Source organism: Komagataeibacter oboediens, from assembly GCF_003207815.1.
GTDB lineage: Bacteria > Pseudomonadota > Alphaproteobacteria > Acetobacterales > Acetobacteraceae > Komagataeibacter > Komagataeibacter oboediens.
Genome location: NZ_NKTX01000007.1, coordinates 25808 through 44258, shown reverse-complemented (window position 1 = coordinate 44258; position 18451 = coordinate 25808). Strand labels below are relative to the sequence as shown.

The window sequence follows — 18451 nt, the reverse complement described above, 5'->3', positions numbered from 1 at the left end:
CGGCATGTCGGCCCATTACGCGACAACGGTCCATCCTGCCCCCACCCGGTCCAGACGGGGCCGCATCCTGACATTGCTGGCGGCCTTCATGCTGGCTCTGCTGCCCATGGCCATGCAGGCCCGCGCGGCGGACACCACCGCCCCCGCGCAGGGCATAACCAGCCAGCAGGCACAGCAGGTCCTGTCGGTCATGAACGACCCGCAGAAGCGCGAGGAGTTCACCCGCACCCTTGATGCCATAGCCAAGGGGCTGCCCGCGCCCAAGCCGGCCGCTGCCGCACCCGCCCCTGCGAAAAAAGCCGCTGCCCCCGCCGATGTGTCGCTTGAACCCGACAGCATCAGCAGCGAAACCATGAACGAACTGACCCACATACGCGATGTCGCGTTGCAGCAGGGCCAGAACTTTATGGCGCTGTTCAAGGATCTGGCCTTTGTGGGCCGGTGGGTCCATTCCATCCTGTCCAATGCGGATTCGCGCCGGATCCTGCTGGATGCGATGGGACGTGCCAGCATCATCTTCATCCTGGCCCTTGTTGCCGAACGTGCGCTGTCCATCGCCATGCGCAAGCCGCTGGCGGGTGTCACCGCGCGCGCGGTCGCGACCGAACAGCGCCTGAACCAGCGCCTGACGCATGAAGACCAGGCGGATAACGACCAGCCCGCCCCGCCGCCCGCATCCTCCGCCGATGCCAAGGCCGAACAGCAGACCGAACAGACCCGGCAGCAGGATGACCGCCAGCAGCACGAAACGCTGCGCATCATCACGCGCATCCCCTATTCGCTGCTGCACCTGCTGATCAAGCTGATGCCGGTCGCCCTGTTCTGCGGGCTGGGCTATGGCGCGTCCGCCCTGTTCACCTCCACCCATCAGGCCGCGATGGTCACCATCACGCTGACGAACGCCTATGTCATCGCGCGCGTGATCTATCTGCTGCTGGAAACGGTATTCGTTCCCCACTCGCCCACCATCCGCCTGTGCAGCGCATCGGACGCGACGGCGCGCATGGTCACGCGGTGGTGGAACTTCCTTGTCGCGGCGCCGTCCATCGTGGTCTGCCTGTCCACGCTGGGCGGCGTGTTCGACATGCCCGCACGCGGCACGGAAGCCATCATCCGCGCCGTGGTGCTGATCGAACATATCCTGATCGCGATCTTCATCTGGCGCATCCGCCACCATGTGGGCGCGGCCCTGCAGCCATCGGGCCGCCTGCGCGAAAAGCCGTTCTGGATGTTCGTGGGCAGGATGGTCCGGTTCTGGTGGATCCCGGCCATGTTCTTCGACTTCGCGCTGTGGCTGGTATGGGCGACCCAGATCCGTGGCGGCTATGCATGGATCCTGCGCACGCTGTCGCTGACCATTGTGGTCATTCTTGGCGCGCGGCTGCTGTCGGTCCTGGCATTCAGCCTGCAGAACAAGATTTTCCATGTGCCTGAAGCCACTGAAAAGCGGTACCCCGGCCTGCAGGCCCGCGTGGACTACTACTATCCCATGGCCCGGCGTACGCTGTCGGTGCTGCTGACATTCGTGACCGTCGTGCTGCTGCTGCAGTCGTGGGGCCTGCCCGCCATCCGCTTCTTCCTGCATGGCTCGCTGGGTCCGAAGATCGTGGGCGCCATGCTGACGATCATGGTCGCCTACACCATCGCCATCGTGGTGTGGGAAGTGGCCAACGCCACGTTGCAGAACCAGATCACCCGGTTCGAGACATCGGACCAGGCATCCCGCGCCACCCGGCTGCGCACGGTGCTGCCGATCATCCGCACGGTGCTGCTGACCTTCATCATCATCATCGTGACCGTGACCACGCTGTCGCAGATCGGCATCAACGTCGCCCCGCTGCTGACCGGTGCGGGCATCATGGGTGCCGCCATCGCCTTCGGTTCACAGAGCCTGGTCAAGGACTTCATTACCGGCTTCTTCATGCTGGTGGAAAATGCGATGCAGGTGGGCGACTGGGTCACGGCGGGCAGCGTCGCGGGTACGGTGGAACACCTGTCGATCCGCACCCTGCGGCTGCGCGCGGTCAACGGGGACCTGCATATCATCCCGTTCTCCTCCGTGACGTCGATCGCCAATACCTCGCGCGATTACAACCTTGTGGTGGTCAGCTTCATGCTGGACCTGTCGGAAGATCCGCATCGCGTTGCTGCGATCCTGAAGGACGAACTGGGCCTGCTGCGCAAGGACCCCGTCTATGGCCCGCTGATCAAGTCCGACTTCTCGTTCCTGGGTGTTGAGCAGGCGGACGGAAACGGGGCCAAGTTCCTTGGTTCCATCCGTACGGCGGCGGGGGCCAAGTGGAAGGTCTATCGTGAATACTATGCCCGCCTGGGCGCGCGCATGGTGAAGGAAAAGGTCGCCTTCCCGATCCCGACCTCGGTCAACATGCTGGCCAATGCGCCCAGTGGCGCCCTGCGCATGAACATGGAGGAAAATCCCGCCGCCATCCTCGCCGCGCACAACGCGCAGCCTGATGCACCCAAGGCCGCCGCCCCAAAGGCGGATGACGGGGACGGCAAGGACGCCACCAGCCCCAAGGGAAATAACCCTTCCCATGGCTGATGGAACGCCCATGCTGCTGGCGGAACTGGAATCCCCCCTGCGCAGGGATGGCTACGCCTTCGTGCCGGCGGGGGACATGCGCCCCCTGCTGGAACAGTATGGCCTGCGTGACTGGGCCAGCTTCGCCAGCAGTTGGAACCGGCTGGGACTGGACCGCTACATGGCGGATGGCGGCCGGTACCGCCGCCGCCGTCATGCCACCTTCGCCATCAGCGCCGATGGCATCCAGCGCAAGAAACACCAGCCCCATTACCAGAGCCGCGATTATAACGAACTGAATGGCGGCATCGAACGCTGGTTCCGCGCGGTGGAACCGGAAATGGGGACGCATCCGGCGCTGGTCGCCATACTGCGGCTCATGCACCGGATCGTAACCGACCTGACCGATCCGGCCGTCATGCCCGATACATGGCATACCGAAATCCACCAGTTCCGCATCGAAGCGCAGGGAGACAGCCCCGGTCAGCCGACACCCGAAGGGCTGCACCGTGATGGCGTGGACTGGGTCGTGGTCGTGATGATCCGGCGCGAGAACGTCATGTCGGGCGAAACCGCCATCCATGATCTCCAGCGCACCCTGGTGGGCAGTTTCATGCTGGACCAGCCGCTGGATACGGCGGTGGTCAATGACAACCGCGTCTATCACGGGGTCACCGCGGTGCGTCCCCTTGATCCCACACGACCGGCCTATCGTGACGTACTGGTCGTGACATTCCGCCATCAATGACGCCGGTGCAGGCAGGGGCGTGGCGACACTTCTGCCGGCTTGCACTGGCGGTCATGCTGGCGGTGGGGGGCGGGCTCTACCTGTTCATCGTAACGGTTGACCCATGGGACGTGCTGCCCTTTTCCCCCCGCCTGCCCCGCATACCCGTTACGTCCAACGCCCGTTACACCATGCCCGCGCTGGCGCGTGACCCCCGGTTTGATTCCGTCATGCTGGGCACATCCACCAGCCGGCTGATCCAGCCCGCCGTGATGGACCGTGCCCTGGGCACGCATTTCCTGAACATGGCCATGAACAGCGCAAGCCCGTGGGAACAGGCGCGTGAACTCGATACCTTCCTGCGCGCCCATCCCGCCCCGCGCATTGTCATGATCGGCGTGGACGCCGCCTGGTGCCATGAACGCCCTGGCAGCCTGACATCCCCCAACCGTCCGTGGCCGGAATGGATGTACGGCCACCCCGCATGGACCGGCTACCTGCACATGGCCAGCCTGTATGCCCTGCAGGAAGCCGCCAATCAGTTCCTGTGGCTGACCGGACAGAAGAAACAGCGTTTCGGCACCGATGGCTACACCAGTTTCGTGCCGCCCGATGACCGGTACGACCAGTTGCGGGGACGGGTACAGGCCGCATTCGACCACTGGTCGCCACCGGATAACAGCCCCGCCCCGCCTGGCATGGCCGACACGCCACCGGCCACCATGGCGCTGCTGGATTCAATGGTCGGGCGCATGCCTGCCTCCACCATCCGCATCCTGTGGTTTCCACCCGCATCGGCATTCCTGCACGGAACGACGGGGGGCATTGCGGCGGCCCGGCTGCAGGCATGCAGGCTGGGGGTGGAACGGATTGCCGCCCACCAGCCCAACGTGGTTGCCCTTGATTTCAACCATGACAGCGCATTGACGGAAAACCGCGATAATTTCTGGGATCCCCTGCATTACCGCATGCCCACCGCCCAGCGCGTGATGACGGACATGGGTGCTGTCATACATGGGAAACCGCCTGCAGACCCGGCGCTGGACATCCTGCATGACCCGCCGGGCCTGCCCCGCATGGACCGGTAACGGGGCAAAGCCATGCGCTGCCATCGCGGAGCCTCCACGCCGGCGGGGCTTGTGCCGGGCGGGTCATCTGGTATGGAAAACAGGATACCGTGAGATGCCCGCCATGCGCATGCGCGACGCAGTCATGTAAGATGGACGGGGATTGTTTTGTGCATGCCGCCCCCGTAACCGGACGGGCAAGGTTGCGGCACTGAGGTTGGAGAGGCTGGTGAATACGTCCGTCAATGGTGCGCCGCAATGGCATCTTCAGCCCGAGGCGAACCGGACCCTTGTCACCCTGTCTGGGGACTGGATTGCACAGGAAGGACGTACGCCCGCCTTTCCCGCCGATGCGCTGAAAGACGTGCCGCATGGTGAGCCGGTCGAATTCAGCACCGACCAGCTTGGCAAATGGGATACCTCGCTGATCAGCTTCCTGTGGGAACTCAAGCGCAGCGCGCGTGAAGCCCATGTGAACGTCGATACCAACACCCTGCCGGAATCCGCGCACAAGCTGCTGGACCTGCTGCCCGAAATCCCGCCCGAACCAACGCCCCCGCCACCCCATCATTTCGCCCCGGTGGCGGCCGTGGGGCAGTTTACACTCGACACCCTGAACGAAGTGGGCTGTGTCAGCGAAATGGGCACGGCGGCGGCCAAGGGGGGGCTGGCCTCGCTGGTCGGGCGCGGGATGATGCGCACCGTCGACCTCATGTCCGACCTGAATGCCGCGGGTCCGGCGGCACTGCTGATCGTGGGCGTGGTGAACTTCCTGGTCGGCGCGATCCTGGCCTTCGTCGGGTCGGTGGAACTGCATAAATTCGCGGCTGACATCTATGTCGCAAGCCTTGTGGCCATTGCCATGGTGCGCGAGATGTCGGCTGTCATGACCGCCATCATCATGGCCGGACGTACCGGCGGCGCCTATGCCGCGCGCATTTCCACCATGCAGGCCAATGAGGAAATCGACGCGCTGCAGGTTTTCGGCATTCCGGTTTCCAGTTACCTGATCCTGCCGTCGGTGCTCGCCCTCGCCTTCACCATGCCGCTGCTCTACCTGTACGGCTGCCTGATCGGCATGCTGGGCGGGTTCTTTGTGTCCTATATCATGCTGGACGTATCGCCACTGGGCTATTTCCACGAAACGATCCAGGCGCTGCCGCTGGACCAGTTCACGTTCGGTTTCATCAAGAGCTTCGTATTCGGCACATTTGTCGGCCTGACCAGCTGCCGTATCGGACTGAAGGCCGGACGCAGCGCCGCTGACGTTGGCATTGCCGCGACCAAGGCCGTGGTCGTGGGCATTGTGGGCGTGATCGCACTGGATGCGATCTTCGCGGTTATCGCCAATGTCATCGGGATCTGACCGCCATGAATGATACCAATACCCAGATGCCCTCCACCGATGACCGTCCGGTGATGATTTCGGTCGATGACGTGACGCTGGCGTTCGGCAGCAAGGTGATCCAGCACGACGTGTCCTTCCGCGTGAAGCGGGGCAGCATCTTTGCCGTCATGGGTGGGTCGGGCTGTGGCAAGAGCACCCTGCTGAAAAGCATGATCGGCCTCCTGCGTCCCACGCACGGTACCTATCTGGTGGAAAAGGACAATTACTGGGCTGGCGATGATGCCAGCCGCGTGCGGATCGGCCGGCGTTTCGGCGTCCTGTTCCAGAGCGGCGCGCTGTGGAGTTCCATGACCGTGGGCGAGAACGTCGCCCTGCCCATGCAGATGTTCACCAAGCTGGAACCAGACGTGATCCGCCAGCTTGTGGAACTCAAGCTTGGGCTGGTGGGCATGCTGCATGCCATAGACCAGTATCCGTCCGAACTGAGTGGCGGCATGCGCAAGCGCGCGGGCCTGGCCCGCGCCATGTCACTGGACCCCGATATCCTGTTTTTCGATGAACCCTCCGCCGGGCTGGACCCGATCACGTCCGCCCGGCTGGATGAACTGATCCTGAACCTGCGCGACGGGCTGGGGGCGACGATCATCATCGTCAGCCATGAACTGTCCAGCCTGTTCCACATCGCCGATGACGGCATCTTCCTTGATGCCGAGCAGAAAACGGCCATTGCCCACGGCTCCCCCACATGGCTGCGCGATCACTGCACAGACCCGATGGTCCATGCCTTCATGCACCGTGAACAGCTGGACAGTTCCGGCTCCGCTGGAAACGGGTAATGCCGATGCCCGGCAGGCAAACGCTGATCGGATCAGCCGTGCTGGGGGTTGCGGCCGTTGCGCTCATCATACTGGGCGTGAAGGGGTCGCTCCCCCTGCCCGGCCGCACCAGTGAGGCAATGGTCATTTTTGAAAGCCCGACCAACGGGCTGGACATCGGCTCCCCCGTCAATTTCCGGGGCGTGCCGGTGGGGGCTGTCGAACGTATTACGGTCAAGGTCGATCCGGCAGACCATCACACCTACATGCCGGTCTATATCCTGTTCGATCCCAACCATGCGCCAGGACGCAGCGACCTGCCGCCGCTGCCCGAACTGATTGCCAATGGCCTGCGGGCGGAAATGACGCTGCACAGCCTTGTCACCGGGCAGACCGAGCTTGACCTCGACCTCGACCCCAAAACCCCGGCGCGGCTGCACCCGGGACTGGTGGACACGACGCTGACGGAAATCCCGATGGGGCAGACGGCGCTGCAGCAGCTGGAAACCACGCTGGTGTCCACTTCCGTCCAGCAGCTTCATCATGACCTGCAGACCGCAATGGCCAGCATCCGCAAGCTGGCGGCCGACATGAACCGCGACCTGCCAGGCATGATCACCAGTATTCGCGAGACATCGGCGCATAGCGACGCGGCGGTCACCCACATCCGCGCCACCATTACGGATGTGGAGAACCGCGCCAGCATCACCATCAACAAGCTGGACCGGCTGATCTCCACCAACAGCCAGCAGTTTGCCGCGCGGCGGGCGGAACTGCTGACGCTGATCGCCAATACGCATCAGACCATGACACAGGCGCATGAGACACTTGCCAGCCTGCGTACGCTGACCGATCCGCAATCACGTGACAGGCTCAATCTGGACGATACGATGCGTGATATCATGGAAGCAGGCTACGGGCTGCGCGGATTCGCCAATGAAGTCGAAAGTAATCCGCAACTTCTGCTGATGGGACGCAATAAATGAAAACGCGCCAGCCCGCTGTCTCTCTTTCCCGTTTGTATCCGGCCCTGCGGGCAGGTGGCGGATTGCTGCTGTCGGCGGTTGTGCTGTCGGCCTGTTCCTCGGCCCCGGTCCGCTTCTATACCCTTGGCGCGCCCGCCGTGGCCGTGGGCGCGGAAAGCAGTTCCACCATTCCCATCACGGACAGCACGCCTGTGATCGAGGTCGAGCGCGCGCGCATGCCCGACTATCTGGACAGCCAGGACATCATGGTCCGCAACGGCCATGAAATCGAACGCAGCGGGCTGGGCCGCTGGGCCAGCCGCCTGTCGGTAGGGGCTACCGACCTGATCACGGCGCGGCTGGCGCAGAAATGGCCGAACCTGTTCGTAACCGACCAGAGCCAGCCTGACCGCCCGACATGGCGGCTACAGCTGAATATCAGCCGTCTTGATGTCAGCCGTGACGGCAAATCCGCGCTGAACGCGGACTGGGCCATCATCCCGCAGGACACGCGCGTATCCATCCTGCGTAACCGCACCACCATCGTCATGGATGGCAATACGGCCAGCAACGCCAACATCGCCAAGGTAACGGAAAGCCTGCTGAACGAACTGAGCGACCGGATCGAGGCAAGCTGGCCCAGCACGACCGGCGCGACACCGCAGACCGCCATGACCTTCCACCGTCACACCAAGGGCTGAACATCCGACACGACAGGGGTGGCCAGTCCTGTCCCGCCCCGGTTAGGCTGGGGGAAACGGGCCGCCTGCGCCAACCTGCCGCCATGAATGGGGGAACCTTTCGGCAGAAGGGGCATTGGGTGCGCAATCCTGTCCAACCTGCCGGAGTGTCGTCATGCCCCCTCTTTTTCCTTCCCTTCGCCGAGCCGCATGTCTGATCTGCCTGCCTGCCGCCCTGCTGCTGTCCGGTGTCGGCATGGCACGGGCGGAAGGCGGGCCGGTCATCCTGGCGCAGCATCCCGGCACGGAACTGGACCGGCAGGCGCGCAGGCTGGTGGCGCAGGATCTGCATGATGCCGCAAACCAGCGTGAACAGCCTGTCCTGCTGACCGGATCGGGCCTGCTGTCGGACAACCCGCGTCGCATGGCGCTGTTTGTTCAGCTCCAGTCCGCCAGCCTGTGTGGCTCGGCAGGATGTTCCACGTCCGTGTACCTGCCCGACGGGCACAAATGGACCCTGGTGCTGGATTCCGTCAGCGGACCGATCACCATTACCCCGCAGGTACATGGCAACATGCACGACCTGCTGGTTGATGATACGGATCGCTGGATCTGGAACGGCACGACCTATACCGACACCCAGGCAGCCCCAGAACCCGCCCCGTGACAACAGGCCGGCAGGCAGGCGCCATTGCATGATGTAACGACCGCAGGTCAGGCCCGCCGGATATATGATTTCATGGGAAAGATGGAGCGGGTGAAGGGAATCGAACCCTCGTATGCAGCTTGGGAAGCTGCCGTTCTACCATTGAACTACACCCGCGTTGTGGCCCTCTATACTGCACAAGCCGTGCGGATGCAATCACCCCCACATGACGGGCGATAGTTGACGCACCCTGCCCTGATCCGCAATAAGCAGTGATGTCCGGGGACGGTTTCCACCGGGCCCTCGTGATTTGATACGGCCGGCTTGCGGCGAGGTAAAACATACGCGCTAAAGAGGCCTGATCCCGCCCGACAGGGCGCGGGCATCATGGTTTCCACGGTCGTGAACCGCCTTTTTGGGGGAATGGGCTGCCGGAACTGCCCCGGCGCCGGCATCTCTGCCCGTATTCACGCCCATCCCCGTTCACAGGAATAGCCACCAGCCATGACTGACCAGCCTGATCCCAAGTCCTTCCGCCCTGCCACGCGCCTGATCAATGCGGGCCTTGAGCGCACGCCATATGGTGAGACCAGTGAGGCGATGTTCCTGACCTCCGGCTTTGTCTATGACAGCGCGGAACAGGCCGAGGGCACCTTTACGGGCGATATCTCGCACTACCAGTATTCGCGCTTTGGCAACCCGACCACGTCAAACCTCGAACGCCGCCTGTGTGACCTGGAGGGGGCGGAAGCCTGCGTCCTGACGGCAACGGGCATGGGGGCCGTATCCTCCGCGCTGCTGGCGCAGGTGCGCGCGGGTGACCGGGTCGTGGCGTCACGCGCACTGTTCGGGTCGTGCCACTGGATCGTGGCCGAACTGCTGCCGCGTTATGGTGTGGAAACCATCTTTGTTGATGGCGGCGACATGGCGGCGTGGAAAGAGGCCCTGTCGAAGCCGACCCGCGCCGTGCTGCTGGAAAGCCCGTCCAACCCGATGCTGGATGTGCTGGACATCCGCATGATCTGCGATCTCGCGCACAAGGCCGGGGCGACGGTTGTGGTGGATAATGTCTTCGCCACCCCGCTGTACCAGAAGCCGCTGGAACTGGGGGCCGACGTGGTGGTGTATTCGTGCACCAAGCATATCGACGGACAGGGCCGCGTGCTGGGTGGGGCAGTGCTGGGCAACGCCAAATGGATTGGCGAAGTCCTGCGCCCGTTTACCCGTAACACCGGCAACAGCCTGTCGCCCTTCAATGCGTGGGTCATGCTGAAAAGCATCGAGACGCTGGGCCTGCGCGTGGACGCCATGACGCGCAATGCCGCGAAGGTGGCGGATTTCCTTGCGGATGCGCCCGGCATCGTGCGTGTGTTCTATCCCGGCCGCAAGGACCACCCGCAGTATGAACTGGCGAAAAAGCAGATGTCCGCCGGGTCCACGCTGGTGGCGTTTGAAGTCGAGGGCGGCAAGGACGGGGCATTCGCCTTCATGAACGCGCTGCGCCTGATCTCGATTTCCAACAACCTTGGCGATGCACGCTCGCTTGTCACGCATCCGGCCACCACCACCCATATGAAGCTGGCGCCCGAAGAACGTGCCCGCCTTGGCATTACCGACGGGGCGATCCGCTTTTCCGTCGGGCTGGAAGATGCCGACGACCTGATTGACGACCTCAAGCGCGGCATTGCGGCGCTGGGCAACCGGTAAACAAGGAGCATCCCCTCCATGAGCAAGAACAGGCCTTTCCCTCCCCCCGGTGGGGAAGGAGCGGAGTCCCCGCTGGGCGAGACAATGGACAATACCCCCTGTTTCGAGGAGACGACCGACAATGTACGCGTGGTGGTCCAGACCTTCTGGCTGGATGACCAGTCAGAGCCGGACGAACACCGTTACGTGTGGGCATACCGGATCCGTATCGAAAACCACGGGACAGAGCAGATACAGCTGCTGCGCCGGAGCTGGCGCATCGTGGATGGGCAGGGACGGATCGACCGCGTGGAAGGCGACGGCGTGGTGGGGGAACAGCCCCTGATCGACGCCGCCGCCAGTTTCGAATACATGTCCGGCGCCGCCCTTGAAACGCCAACCGGCTTCATGGGGGGGATGTACCATATGATCCGCCCCGCCAGCCGGCAGCACTTTGATGTCAGCATTCCCGTATTCAGCCTGGACAGCCCGCACCATCCGGCCATCCTTCATTAACTGTCCCCCTGTGGCCTGTCCGTGCCGGACGGGCCCATACAACAAGAACCAACAGAAATGACCCCCATCGATTCCCATCCCACTCGTCAGGAAGCAGAGGAGGCCGTCCGTACCCTGCTGCGCTGGGCGGGCGAAGATCCCGACCGTGAGGGGCTGCGTGACACGCCCCAGCGCGTCATCAAGTCATATGACGAATTCTTCTGCGGTTATGCCGAAGACCCGGTCGACCTGCTGCGCCGCACCTTTTCCGAAGTCGATGATTATGACGAGATGGTGCTGCTGCGCGATATCCGCGTGGAAAGCCATTGCGAACACCACATGGTGCCCATCATTGGCGTGGCCCACGTGGCCTACCTGCCGCGCAAGCGGGTGGTGGGCATTTCCAAGCTGGCCCGCGTGGTGGATGCCTATGCCCGGCGTTTCCAGATCCAGGAACGCCTGACGGCCCAGATTGCCAATACCATCAATGAGGAACTGCAGCCCTATGGCGTGGCCGTGGTGATCGAGGCATCACACCAGTGCATGACCACGCGCGGCGTGCACCGTCCCGGCGTATCAATGGTAACCAGCCGCATGCTGGGCACCTTCCGCACCAATTCGGACACGCGACGCGAATTCCTGTCGATCCTCAACCGCCCGGCCATGAACAGCAGCGGTATCTGAGGGTATATTTAATAAGCGAACAGACGTTTCCGTGTGCCACCTTTTTTAAAAAAGGCGGTACCCGGAAGCTTTTTGCAAAAAGCTTCACCAAAAACTTCTTTACTGATCGCGCAGCGCTACAGGCTGACTTTTGCCCCCAGCACGGCGATGAACTGCGCCAGCCATGCGGGGTGGGCGGGCCATGCCGGTGCCGTGACCAGCCTGCCATCCGTCACCGCTGCATCCAGCGCAATATCGGCATATATGCCACCGGCCAGTTCGACCTCCGGGCGGCAGGCGGGATAGGCTGAAACCCTCCGCCCCGAAATGATGCGTGCGGCCGCCAGAAGCTGGCCCGCATGACAGATCGCGGCGATGGGCCGGTCAGCAAAGGCACGGACCAGTTCGATGACCCGTGCATCCAGACGCAGGTATTCCGGCGCGCGCCCACCGGGCAGGACAAGGCCCGCGTAATCCGCGTGACCGATGTCGTCAAATGTCGCGTTCAGCGCAAATCGGTGACCCGGCTTTTCACTGTAGGTCTGCGCACCTTCAAAATCATGGATGGCCGTCAGGACATGCTCGCCTTTCTTACGGCCCGGACAGACCGCATCGACGCGATAGCCCAGCATGGTCAGCGCCTGATATGGCACCATGACCTCGTAATCCTCGACATAGTCACCAGCCAGCAGCAGAAGCCTTGGTGCACTCATTATCCGCATCCTTCCCGTTATCCGGTCAGTCGTGATGGTCATCCGGGGACAGGTGTTCACGCAGCCGGGGCATGAGTTCGACAAAATTGCAGGGCACATGGCGGCTGTCGAGCTGCCAGACCAGTATGTCGTCCCACCCGTCCTTCACCGCGCCGGATGATCCGGGCAACGCGAACAGGTAGGTACCGTTCGCCACCCCGGCCAGTGCACGGGACTGGATCGTGGATGTTCCGATTTTCTGGTACGACAGCATACGGAACAGTTCGCCAAAGCCTTCGATCCGTTTTTCGATCACTTTATCGAAAGCTTCCGGCGTGACATCGCGGCCCGTTACCCCGGTGCCGCCTGTTGAAATAATGACATCCACCTGCGCATCCGCAATCCAGCCCGCCAGTGTCGCTGCCAGACGGTCCACGTCATCGGGCACGATGGCACGGGCCGCCACCACATGGCCCGCCCCGGCAATGCGGGCGGCCAGTATGTCGCCGGATCTGTCCGTTTCCGGCGTGCGGGTATCGGACACCGTCAGCACGGCGATGCGGACAGGCAGGAAGGTTCTTTTCATATCAAGACGCGACATGTGGCCATGTTCACCACTCCCGCGTCGCGGCGTCAACGGGCATTGCGGCGGCACATGCAGGTGTCCCCACGGCAGGCAAAATGAGTAATATGTGAGAATAAACACAAAATTCTGATGTATTTGTGCATTGCACAAAAAAACACACCAAGGAATAACAACACTCTATATGAATCTATTGATATAACAAAAAAAATCCCTTTACCGTTATTTTACAAAATATTAGTTTTTACGTAATTCCCTTCCCAAGGTTTATATTCGGCATGAAATATGTTATCGATGCGCGAATGATCAGAACATTCTCCCGATTTTTTATACCGCTATCCCTGCTTCTTCTTGCGCTTTTCACCCTGAGTGAAACCGCATCGGCACAGGCCATTCCCGGAGAAGGTCAGGGCGTCATTGGTGCGCAGCCCAGTCTGAACGTCAATTCACGACGTAATGTTCCCGTGAACGATCCCGGGTCATTTTTCAGCGCACCCTACGGAAACCAGCATTTTTTCGGGGACTGGGCCGGGCTTCAGCCCTTCCTGCTGAAGCATGGCGTCCATATTGAAGCCGACGTGCATGAGGAACTGGCGGGCAATTTCCGCGGGGGCGCCAAGCAGGGCGTGACCGATGCCGGGCAGGTCGGTGTGGAAGTCGATATCGACTGGCACAAGCTGGCGGGCGCACCGAAGAATTTCTGGACACATACCATGATCGTGAACGGCCATGGCCGTAACGACAGTACGGATTACATCCACGATTCCCTTGCCGGCGTGCAGCAGATCTATGGCGCGCGTGGTAACGTGGTCGCCCATCTGGTCTACATGTATGCCGAACAGTCACTATTCCATAACCGGCTGGATATCAGCGCGGGCTGGATTCCCGTTGGCAGCTTCTTTGCCGCATCCCCGCTGTTCTGTGACTTCATGAACGTGTCGATCTGCGGTAACCCCGCGCCGGGCAAATACGTGCCGGGTGGCCGTGACTGGCCGTCGGGCAACCTTGGCGTGGTCATGCGCGTCATGCCCACGGTCAATACCTATATCATGGCCAGTATGTTTGCCGTATCGCCGCATTCCTACAACGGCGGCATTTCGGGATGGTCATGGGCACAGAGCGGCCTGGGCAAGTTCTCGACCCCGGTGGAATTCGGCTGGCTGCCGGAATTCGGCCGCCATCACCTCGCCGGTCACTACAAGGCGGGTTATGGCTATGACAATTCGCAGTACAGCGACCTGTACCAGGACATCAACGGCAACTCCGCCGTTCTGACGGGACAGCCGTTCCGCAAGCAGTCCGGTGTCAGCACCGCGTGGTTCCAGGCCGACCAGATGTTCATCCGCAATGGCGCGGGCCCGACCAACGGCCTGATCGCGCTGGCGGGTTTCATGTACACATCGGGCAAGGTGTCGGCGATGAAATACCATGCGTGGGCCGGCATGGTAGAAACGGGTGCGGCATGGGGGCGTCCGCTCGATACCGTGGGGGCGATGTTCCATTATTTCGAAATGAGCCGCGCATCCGTCCTGCAGCAGGAATCCTCGGTCCTGGCGGGCACGCCGTTCCTGTCCAACCAGTGGGGAAAGGCGTGGGGCATCCAGACGCATGAAGATGTATATGAAGTCTTCTACAACATCCACACAGCGCGCGGCATGAGCTTCCAGCCCGATTTCCAGTATATCAACCGCCCCGGCGGCACCACCACTTACCACGATGCGGCGGTGATGGGCCTGCAGTTCAACTGCATCCTGTAACATCCCCTTCATCAACGGGCGTCCACACGGTATGGGAAGCGGATCATGACCGATCCCGCTTTCCTTTACCAACAGGCCCATGCTGCGTTGTCTGGCTATCCCCTGCGGGACGCCCGGCCAACGCTGGTGTCCATTTCAGAAAACGTTATTTTCCGCGTCGATACGGCGGGGGGCGAGCGCTACGCACTGCGCCTGCACCGGCCCGGCTATCATACAGCGCCCGAGATCCGTAGCGAACTGGCATGGCTTGATGCCCTGCATGCGTCGGGGGTGGCGGTACCCCTGCCCGTTCCCGGTCATGACGGCCAGTGCCTGCGCACGCTGCCGGGCGATAATGGCATGACCCGCCATGCCGTCATGTTTGCATGGATGGACGGCAACGAACCCACCCCGGACATCGATCCCGCGGCCTTTGCCCGGCTGGGCCGCATTACCGCCCGTCTGCATGACCACAGCCGCCACTGGACGCGCCCGGACGGGTTTGTCCGCAAGGCGTGGGTGCCCGCCACCATGACCGGCCCCCATGCCCTGTGGGGGCAATGGGACAGTGTGCCCGGCATGACCGGGGCCGGACGCGACCTGATCGCGCACTGCCTGCGGCAGGTTGATGCGCAACTGGCGGACTACGGCACGCCCCCCCATCGATTCGGGCTGATCCATGCCGACCTGCGGCTGGCCAACCTGCTGGTCAGCGGCACGCATACGCGCGTGATCGATTTTGATGACTGCGGCCTGAGCTGGTTCATGCAGGATCTTGCAGCAGCCCTGAGCTTCCATGAAGACCACCCGCATGTGCCCCGCTGGGTTGACCACTGGCTGCGGGGCTATGCCACGTCCGGAACCCTCACGCAGGCCGACCTCGACATCCTGCCCGCCCTTGTTATCCAGCGCCGCATCCAGCTTCTGGCATGGACCGGTACGCACCATGACACGCAGCAGGTGCACAGCCTTGGTCCCGACTGGTCCGATCGCACGCTGGGCTTATGTCAGGCATGGATGCAGGGCCGGTTATTGCGCCATATCGGCTGATCGCTACCGTTTCGGAACGGCATAATTAGATATTTTTTTAATTCATCTTCGTGATGAAACCGCCCACATTACTTTTCAGAAAGTTTTCGAGGCGAAAACCGCACCACGCGAGGGTTGCATGAGATCAAATAAATGTGACCTGAGGAATCGAATTTTCAGCGCAGTATGTCTTTTATGCCTCATTCCTGACATGTATGAACGTTAGGTAATGTGTCGTTCGGTTAACAACCCGACTCACCGGAGCCCGTCCCGTCCTTGGCACATAACGGAAAAACAGCAATGACCCCTGCAGTTGACACGATCGCCTCGTCCCCGGCAGCTTCCCCCGTCGTCGCCGTTGGCCTGTCCGTAACGCCCGAGGAAATCCCGACCCGGTCCCAGACCACACGGATGATCTATTCCCGACACCGTCGTGCGCTGCGTGATTATGCCCGCACACTCAATACCCCGACCGAAAACGCCTGATCACCTGCACCGTGGGGTCAGTTGACCGCAGGTCCATCATCCGGGCCACGATAAAAATCAAACTTTGACATTATTTTCCTGCGACCGTTCAGGGCGCGTCCGCAGGGCAGCCAATGCATGACGGGTCGGTTCGGTCAGTTCCGCAGGCAGGGCGTCGAGGGCATACCAGCATGGTCCCTCATGCTTGTCCGGTTCCATCAAGGTCGGTACACCCTGCCATGACGTGATCAGGTACACGGGCGAAAGCCAGTGATACCCGGCTCTGGCATCCATCTGCTCCACAAGGCACAGCAGGTCACGGGCCTGTATGGTGATGCCCAGTTCCTCCTTTATTTCACGCTCGGCTGCATGGGCGGTGGTCTCGTATGGGTCTACTTTGCCACCCGGCAGCCCCCAGCATCCAGCATCTGGCTGCTTCAGGCGCCGCAGCAGCAGGATACGACCGTCCCTGTCCATGATCGCCGCGCCACATCCCACGCGTGGGCTGGTTATTGCCGTCATTATCCGACCTCTTCCCGTTTAAGACCCTGTCTGGAAACAATCCGTTGATAAAAAATAATAAAATTTTCCGGGTGTCGCCTTTGTTCAAAAAGACGAGGTTTTCCGAAGCTTCCTGAAAAAAGCTTCGCCAAAAACGTCCCGATGATCTGCGGACCATGGAAACAGCCCGTGGAAAATACGTCCCATACGACAAGGGGGCGCCCGAAGGCACCCCCAATCCTGTGAATTGTCCTGATATTTGAGATCAGCGCGCAGCCGGCGGCCGGGCGTTGGCGGTCGCAACGCGGCGCCCCCACGAAATCAGGTCGCTGGTGCAGTCAGCTGGAAGGAGCCATCGCCGATCATGGCGATGATCCGGCGTTCCGGTGCCGCCACAGCATAACCGAAGGTGGCGGGAACGGACCAGCCGATATGGCCCCACTGCATTTCCAGTTCCACGCGCGCGCCGTGCGGCAGCTTCATCTGTATGGCGTTGAACCAGGAATCCCCGGTCTCGGCGATGACTGATGTATCGGATGTCAGCAGGCCCTGAATCTGACGGGCCATTTCGGCACGCACCAGCGGGGCATTGGGTTCTGCCGCGGCGACCGGGGCCTCGGGAGTTTTGATGCGACGGTATTCAACCAGCGTCGCATCCTTCTTCGGCTGGCCCTTCAGCCTGTCGATCAGGCCCTCGATCACGTCACGCAGGTGCACGCCATCAAATGCCTTGCCACCGGCTGCGATATGCCGCGCATCCATCAGCGCCACATTGTCGCCCTTGGGCCACGCGGTCCAGCCAACGGTGGAATAATCGTTGAATACCGGGGTCAGGCACAGCACGCCATCCGCCCAGTCAAAGATCTGCTGTGCGCCGGGGCTGCTGACATCGCCCCAGTAGGTCCCGGCATAGGCGGGATGATCCTCGGGGAAGAAGCTCTTGGCGGCAGCCATGGTGGTCACGGCGCAGCCCAGCGCATCAGCCAGCCGAATGGCGGCATCCTCGCATCCTGCGGCACGCAGGCGGCTGCCCACCAGCATGATCGGCTTCTTGCGCGCGGCAATGAAGCTGGCCAGTTCGTCAACCGCCAGCTTCAGCGTTTCCGGGTCGGACGGTGCATCGGCCAGAATCGCGCCAACCGGGCCGGGACGCGGGCATGGCATCGGGGCCACGTTACACGCGATTTCGATATAGGCCGGCTTCTTTTCACGCAGCGCGGTGCGGATGGCATGGTCGATCAGTACCGGCGCATCCTCGGCCGAGGTGATCGACACCGCCGCACAGGTCAGGCGTTTGGCGATCTCAAGCTGATAGGAATAATCCGGCGTACCAATGGTATGGTGCAGGATATGTCCGCTGCCATGATCGTTGGAGTTGGGCGCACCTGAAATCAGGATGACCGGCAGGTTTTCGGCATATGCGCCGCCAATGGCGTTCAGCGCGGACAGTGCACCCACGCTGAAGGTGACGACGGCAGCCCCGGCGCCATTAGCGCGGGCATAGCCTTCGGCACTGAAACCACAGTTCAGTTCATTACAGCAGTAGACCTGCCGCAGGCCGTCAATTTCAAGAAGCTGGTCAAGCAGTACAAGATTGTAGTCGCCCGCGACCGCGAAATGATCCTTCAGCCCGATCTGCGCCAGGCGTTCGCCAAGGTAATGGCCAACTGTATACGTCATTATTTCGACTTTCCTTCCCTTGTGTGGGGGCGCGGGATACCGCGCCCTTGCCCCATGCGGGGGGAGCCACATGGATGGCCCGCAACCGGGCCATCATGCCGAAAGGACAGCAGGGGCGCCGCCGGGCGCGG

17 protein-coding genes, 1 tRNA gene, 1 pseudogene and 1 riboswitch are annotated in these 18451 nt (G+C 62.0%); of the genes and pseudogenes, 14 read left to right on the top strand and 5 right to left on the bottom strand.

The window, feature by feature from the left end:
• The first annotated feature begins 4 nt into the window (after nucleotides 1-4).
• From CFR80_RS05830 to CFR80_RS05795, 8 genes are all read left to right on the top strand, one after another.
• Entirely contained in the window at nucleotides 5-2563 is a 2559-nt protein-coding gene (locus CFR80_RS05830; protein WP_258367737.1) for a mechanosensitive ion channel family protein, read from the top strand.
• Nucleotides 2556-3290, top strand: coding sequence for a 2OG-Fe dioxygenase family protein (locus tag CFR80_RS05825; protein ID WP_010515160.1), 735 nt, complete (start codon nucleotides 2556-2558; stop codon nucleotides 3288-3290). The genes CFR80_RS05830 and CFR80_RS05825 overlap by 8 nt, the downstream gene beginning before the upstream one ends.
• Nucleotides 3287-4357 (top strand): hypothetical protein, encoded by a 1071-nt coding sequence (locus CFR80_RS05820; protein WP_010515161.1) that lies wholly within the window; start codon nucleotides 3287-3289, stop codon nucleotides 4355-4357. Before CFR80_RS05825 ends, CFR80_RS05820 begins: the two co-directional genes overlap by 4 nt.
• Before the next feature lie 208 nt (nucleotides 4358-4565).
• Nucleotides 4566-5702 carry an MlaE family ABC transporter permease gene (locus CFR80_RS05815; protein WP_010515163.1) on the top strand — a complete coding sequence of 379 codons (1137 nt, stop codon included), beginning with the start codon at nucleotides 4566-4568 and terminating at the stop codon, nucleotides 5700-5702.
• 5 nt (nucleotides 5703-5707) lie between these two features.
• Nucleotides 5708-6520, top strand: coding sequence for an ABC transporter ATP-binding protein (locus tag CFR80_RS05810; protein WP_010515164.1), 813 nt, complete (start codon nucleotides 5708-5710; stop codon nucleotides 6518-6520).
• Nucleotides 6520-7485: an MlaD family protein gene (locus CFR80_RS05805; protein WP_010515165.1), complete on the top strand. Its 966-nt coding sequence runs from the start codon at nucleotides 6520-6522 to the stop codon at nucleotides 7483-7485. Before CFR80_RS05810 ends, CFR80_RS05805 begins: the two co-directional genes overlap by 1 nt.
• On the top strand, nucleotides 7482-8165 hold the full coding sequence (locus CFR80_RS05800) for a PqiC family protein (protein WP_010515166.1): 684 nt from the start codon (nucleotides 7482-7484) through the stop codon (nucleotides 8163-8165). Before CFR80_RS05805 ends, CFR80_RS05800 begins: the two co-directional genes overlap by 4 nt.
• Nucleotides 8166-8319: 154 nt before the next feature.
• Entirely contained in the window at nucleotides 8320-8811 is a 492-nt protein-coding gene (locus tag CFR80_RS05795) for a hypothetical protein (RefSeq protein ID WP_010515167.1), read from the top strand.
• Nucleotides 8812-8893: 82 nt separating this feature from the next.
• On the opposite strand, the gene CFR80_RS05790 is transcribed toward CFR80_RS05795, so the two are convergent.
• Nucleotides 8894-8967: transfer RNA gene (locus tag CFR80_RS05790), tRNA-Gly, on the bottom strand.
• A gap of 115 nt (nucleotides 8968-9082) precedes the next feature.
• Nucleotides 9083-9163: riboswitch (SAM riboswitch) on the top strand.
• A gap of 131 nt (nucleotides 9164-9294) precedes the next feature.
• On the opposite strand from CFR80_RS05790, the gene metZ reads away from it, so the two are divergent.
• The 3 genes from metZ (at nucleotide 9295) to folE (ending at nucleotide 11655) form a co-directional block, all read left to right on the top strand.
• A complete protein-coding gene (gene metZ / locus CFR80_RS05785; RefSeq protein WP_010515169.1) occupies nucleotides 9295-10497 on the top strand; it encodes an O-succinylhomoserine sulfhydrylase in 1203 nt (400 codons plus the stop codon).
• A gap of 84 nt (nucleotides 10498-10581) precedes the next feature.
• Nucleotides 10582-10992, top strand: a complete 411-nt coding sequence (gene apaG, locus CFR80_RS05780) for a Co2+/Mg2+ efflux protein ApaG (protein ID WP_010515170.1) — start codon at nucleotides 10582-10584, stop codon at nucleotides 10990-10992.
• Between the two features lie 57 nt (nucleotides 10993-11049).
• Nucleotides 11050-11655, top strand: coding sequence for a GTP cyclohydrolase I FolE (gene folE, locus CFR80_RS05775; RefSeq protein ID WP_010515171.1), 606 nt, complete (start codon nucleotides 11050-11052; stop codon nucleotides 11653-11655).
• Nucleotides 11656-11771: 116 nt separating this feature from the next.
• On the opposite strand, the gene CFR80_RS05770 is transcribed toward folE, so the two are convergent.
• Both CFR80_RS05770 and moaB read right to left on the bottom strand, forming a co-directional pair.
• Nucleotides 11772-12347 carry a DJ-1/PfpI family protein gene (locus CFR80_RS05770; RefSeq protein WP_010515172.1) on the bottom strand — a complete coding sequence of 192 codons (576 nt, stop codon included), beginning with the start codon at nucleotides 12345-12347 and terminating at the stop codon, nucleotides 11772-11774.
• 25 nt (nucleotides 12348-12372) lie between these two features.
• A complete protein-coding gene (moaB, locus tag CFR80_RS05765) occupies nucleotides 12373-12927 on the bottom strand; it encodes a molybdenum cofactor biosynthesis protein B (protein WP_010515174.1) in 555 nt (184 codons plus the stop codon).
• 260 nt (nucleotides 12928-13187) lie between these two features.
• Here moaB and CFR80_RS05760 point away from each other — a divergent pair, with 260 nt between their 5' ends.
• The 3 genes from CFR80_RS05760 (at nucleotide 13188) to CFR80_RS05750 (ending at nucleotide 16160) form a co-directional block, all read left to right on the top strand.
• Complete coding sequence (locus tag CFR80_RS05760) at nucleotides 13188-14666, top strand: carbohydrate porin (RefSeq protein ID WP_110507162.1); 1479 nt, start codon at nucleotides 13188-13190, stop codon at nucleotides 14664-14666.
• A gap of 45 nt (nucleotides 14667-14711) precedes the next feature.
• Entirely contained in the window at nucleotides 14712-15695 is a 984-nt protein-coding gene (locus CFR80_RS05755) for a phosphotransferase enzyme family protein (protein ID WP_010515740.1), read from the top strand.
• Nucleotides 15696-15974: 279 nt separating this feature from the next.
• On the top strand, nucleotides 15975-16160 hold the full coding sequence (locus CFR80_RS05750) for a hypothetical protein (RefSeq protein ID WP_010515739.1): 186 nt from the start codon (nucleotides 15975-15977) through the stop codon (nucleotides 16158-16160).
• A 57-nt stretch (nucleotides 16161-16217) separates the two neighbouring features.
• On the opposite strand, the gene CFR80_RS05745 is transcribed toward CFR80_RS05750, so the two are convergent.
• Nucleotides 16218-16661 carry an NUDIX hydrolase gene (locus CFR80_RS05745; RefSeq protein WP_010515738.1) on the bottom strand — a complete coding sequence of 148 codons (444 nt, stop codon included), beginning with the start codon at nucleotides 16659-16661 and terminating at the stop codon, nucleotides 16218-16220.
• Nucleotides 16662-16973: 312 nt separating this feature from the next.
• A pseudogene (locus tag CFR80_RS05735) lies at nucleotides 16974-18320 on the bottom strand (alpha-keto acid decarboxylase family protein); the annotation flags it as partial.
• Nucleotides 18321-18451: the final 131 nt, after the last annotated feature.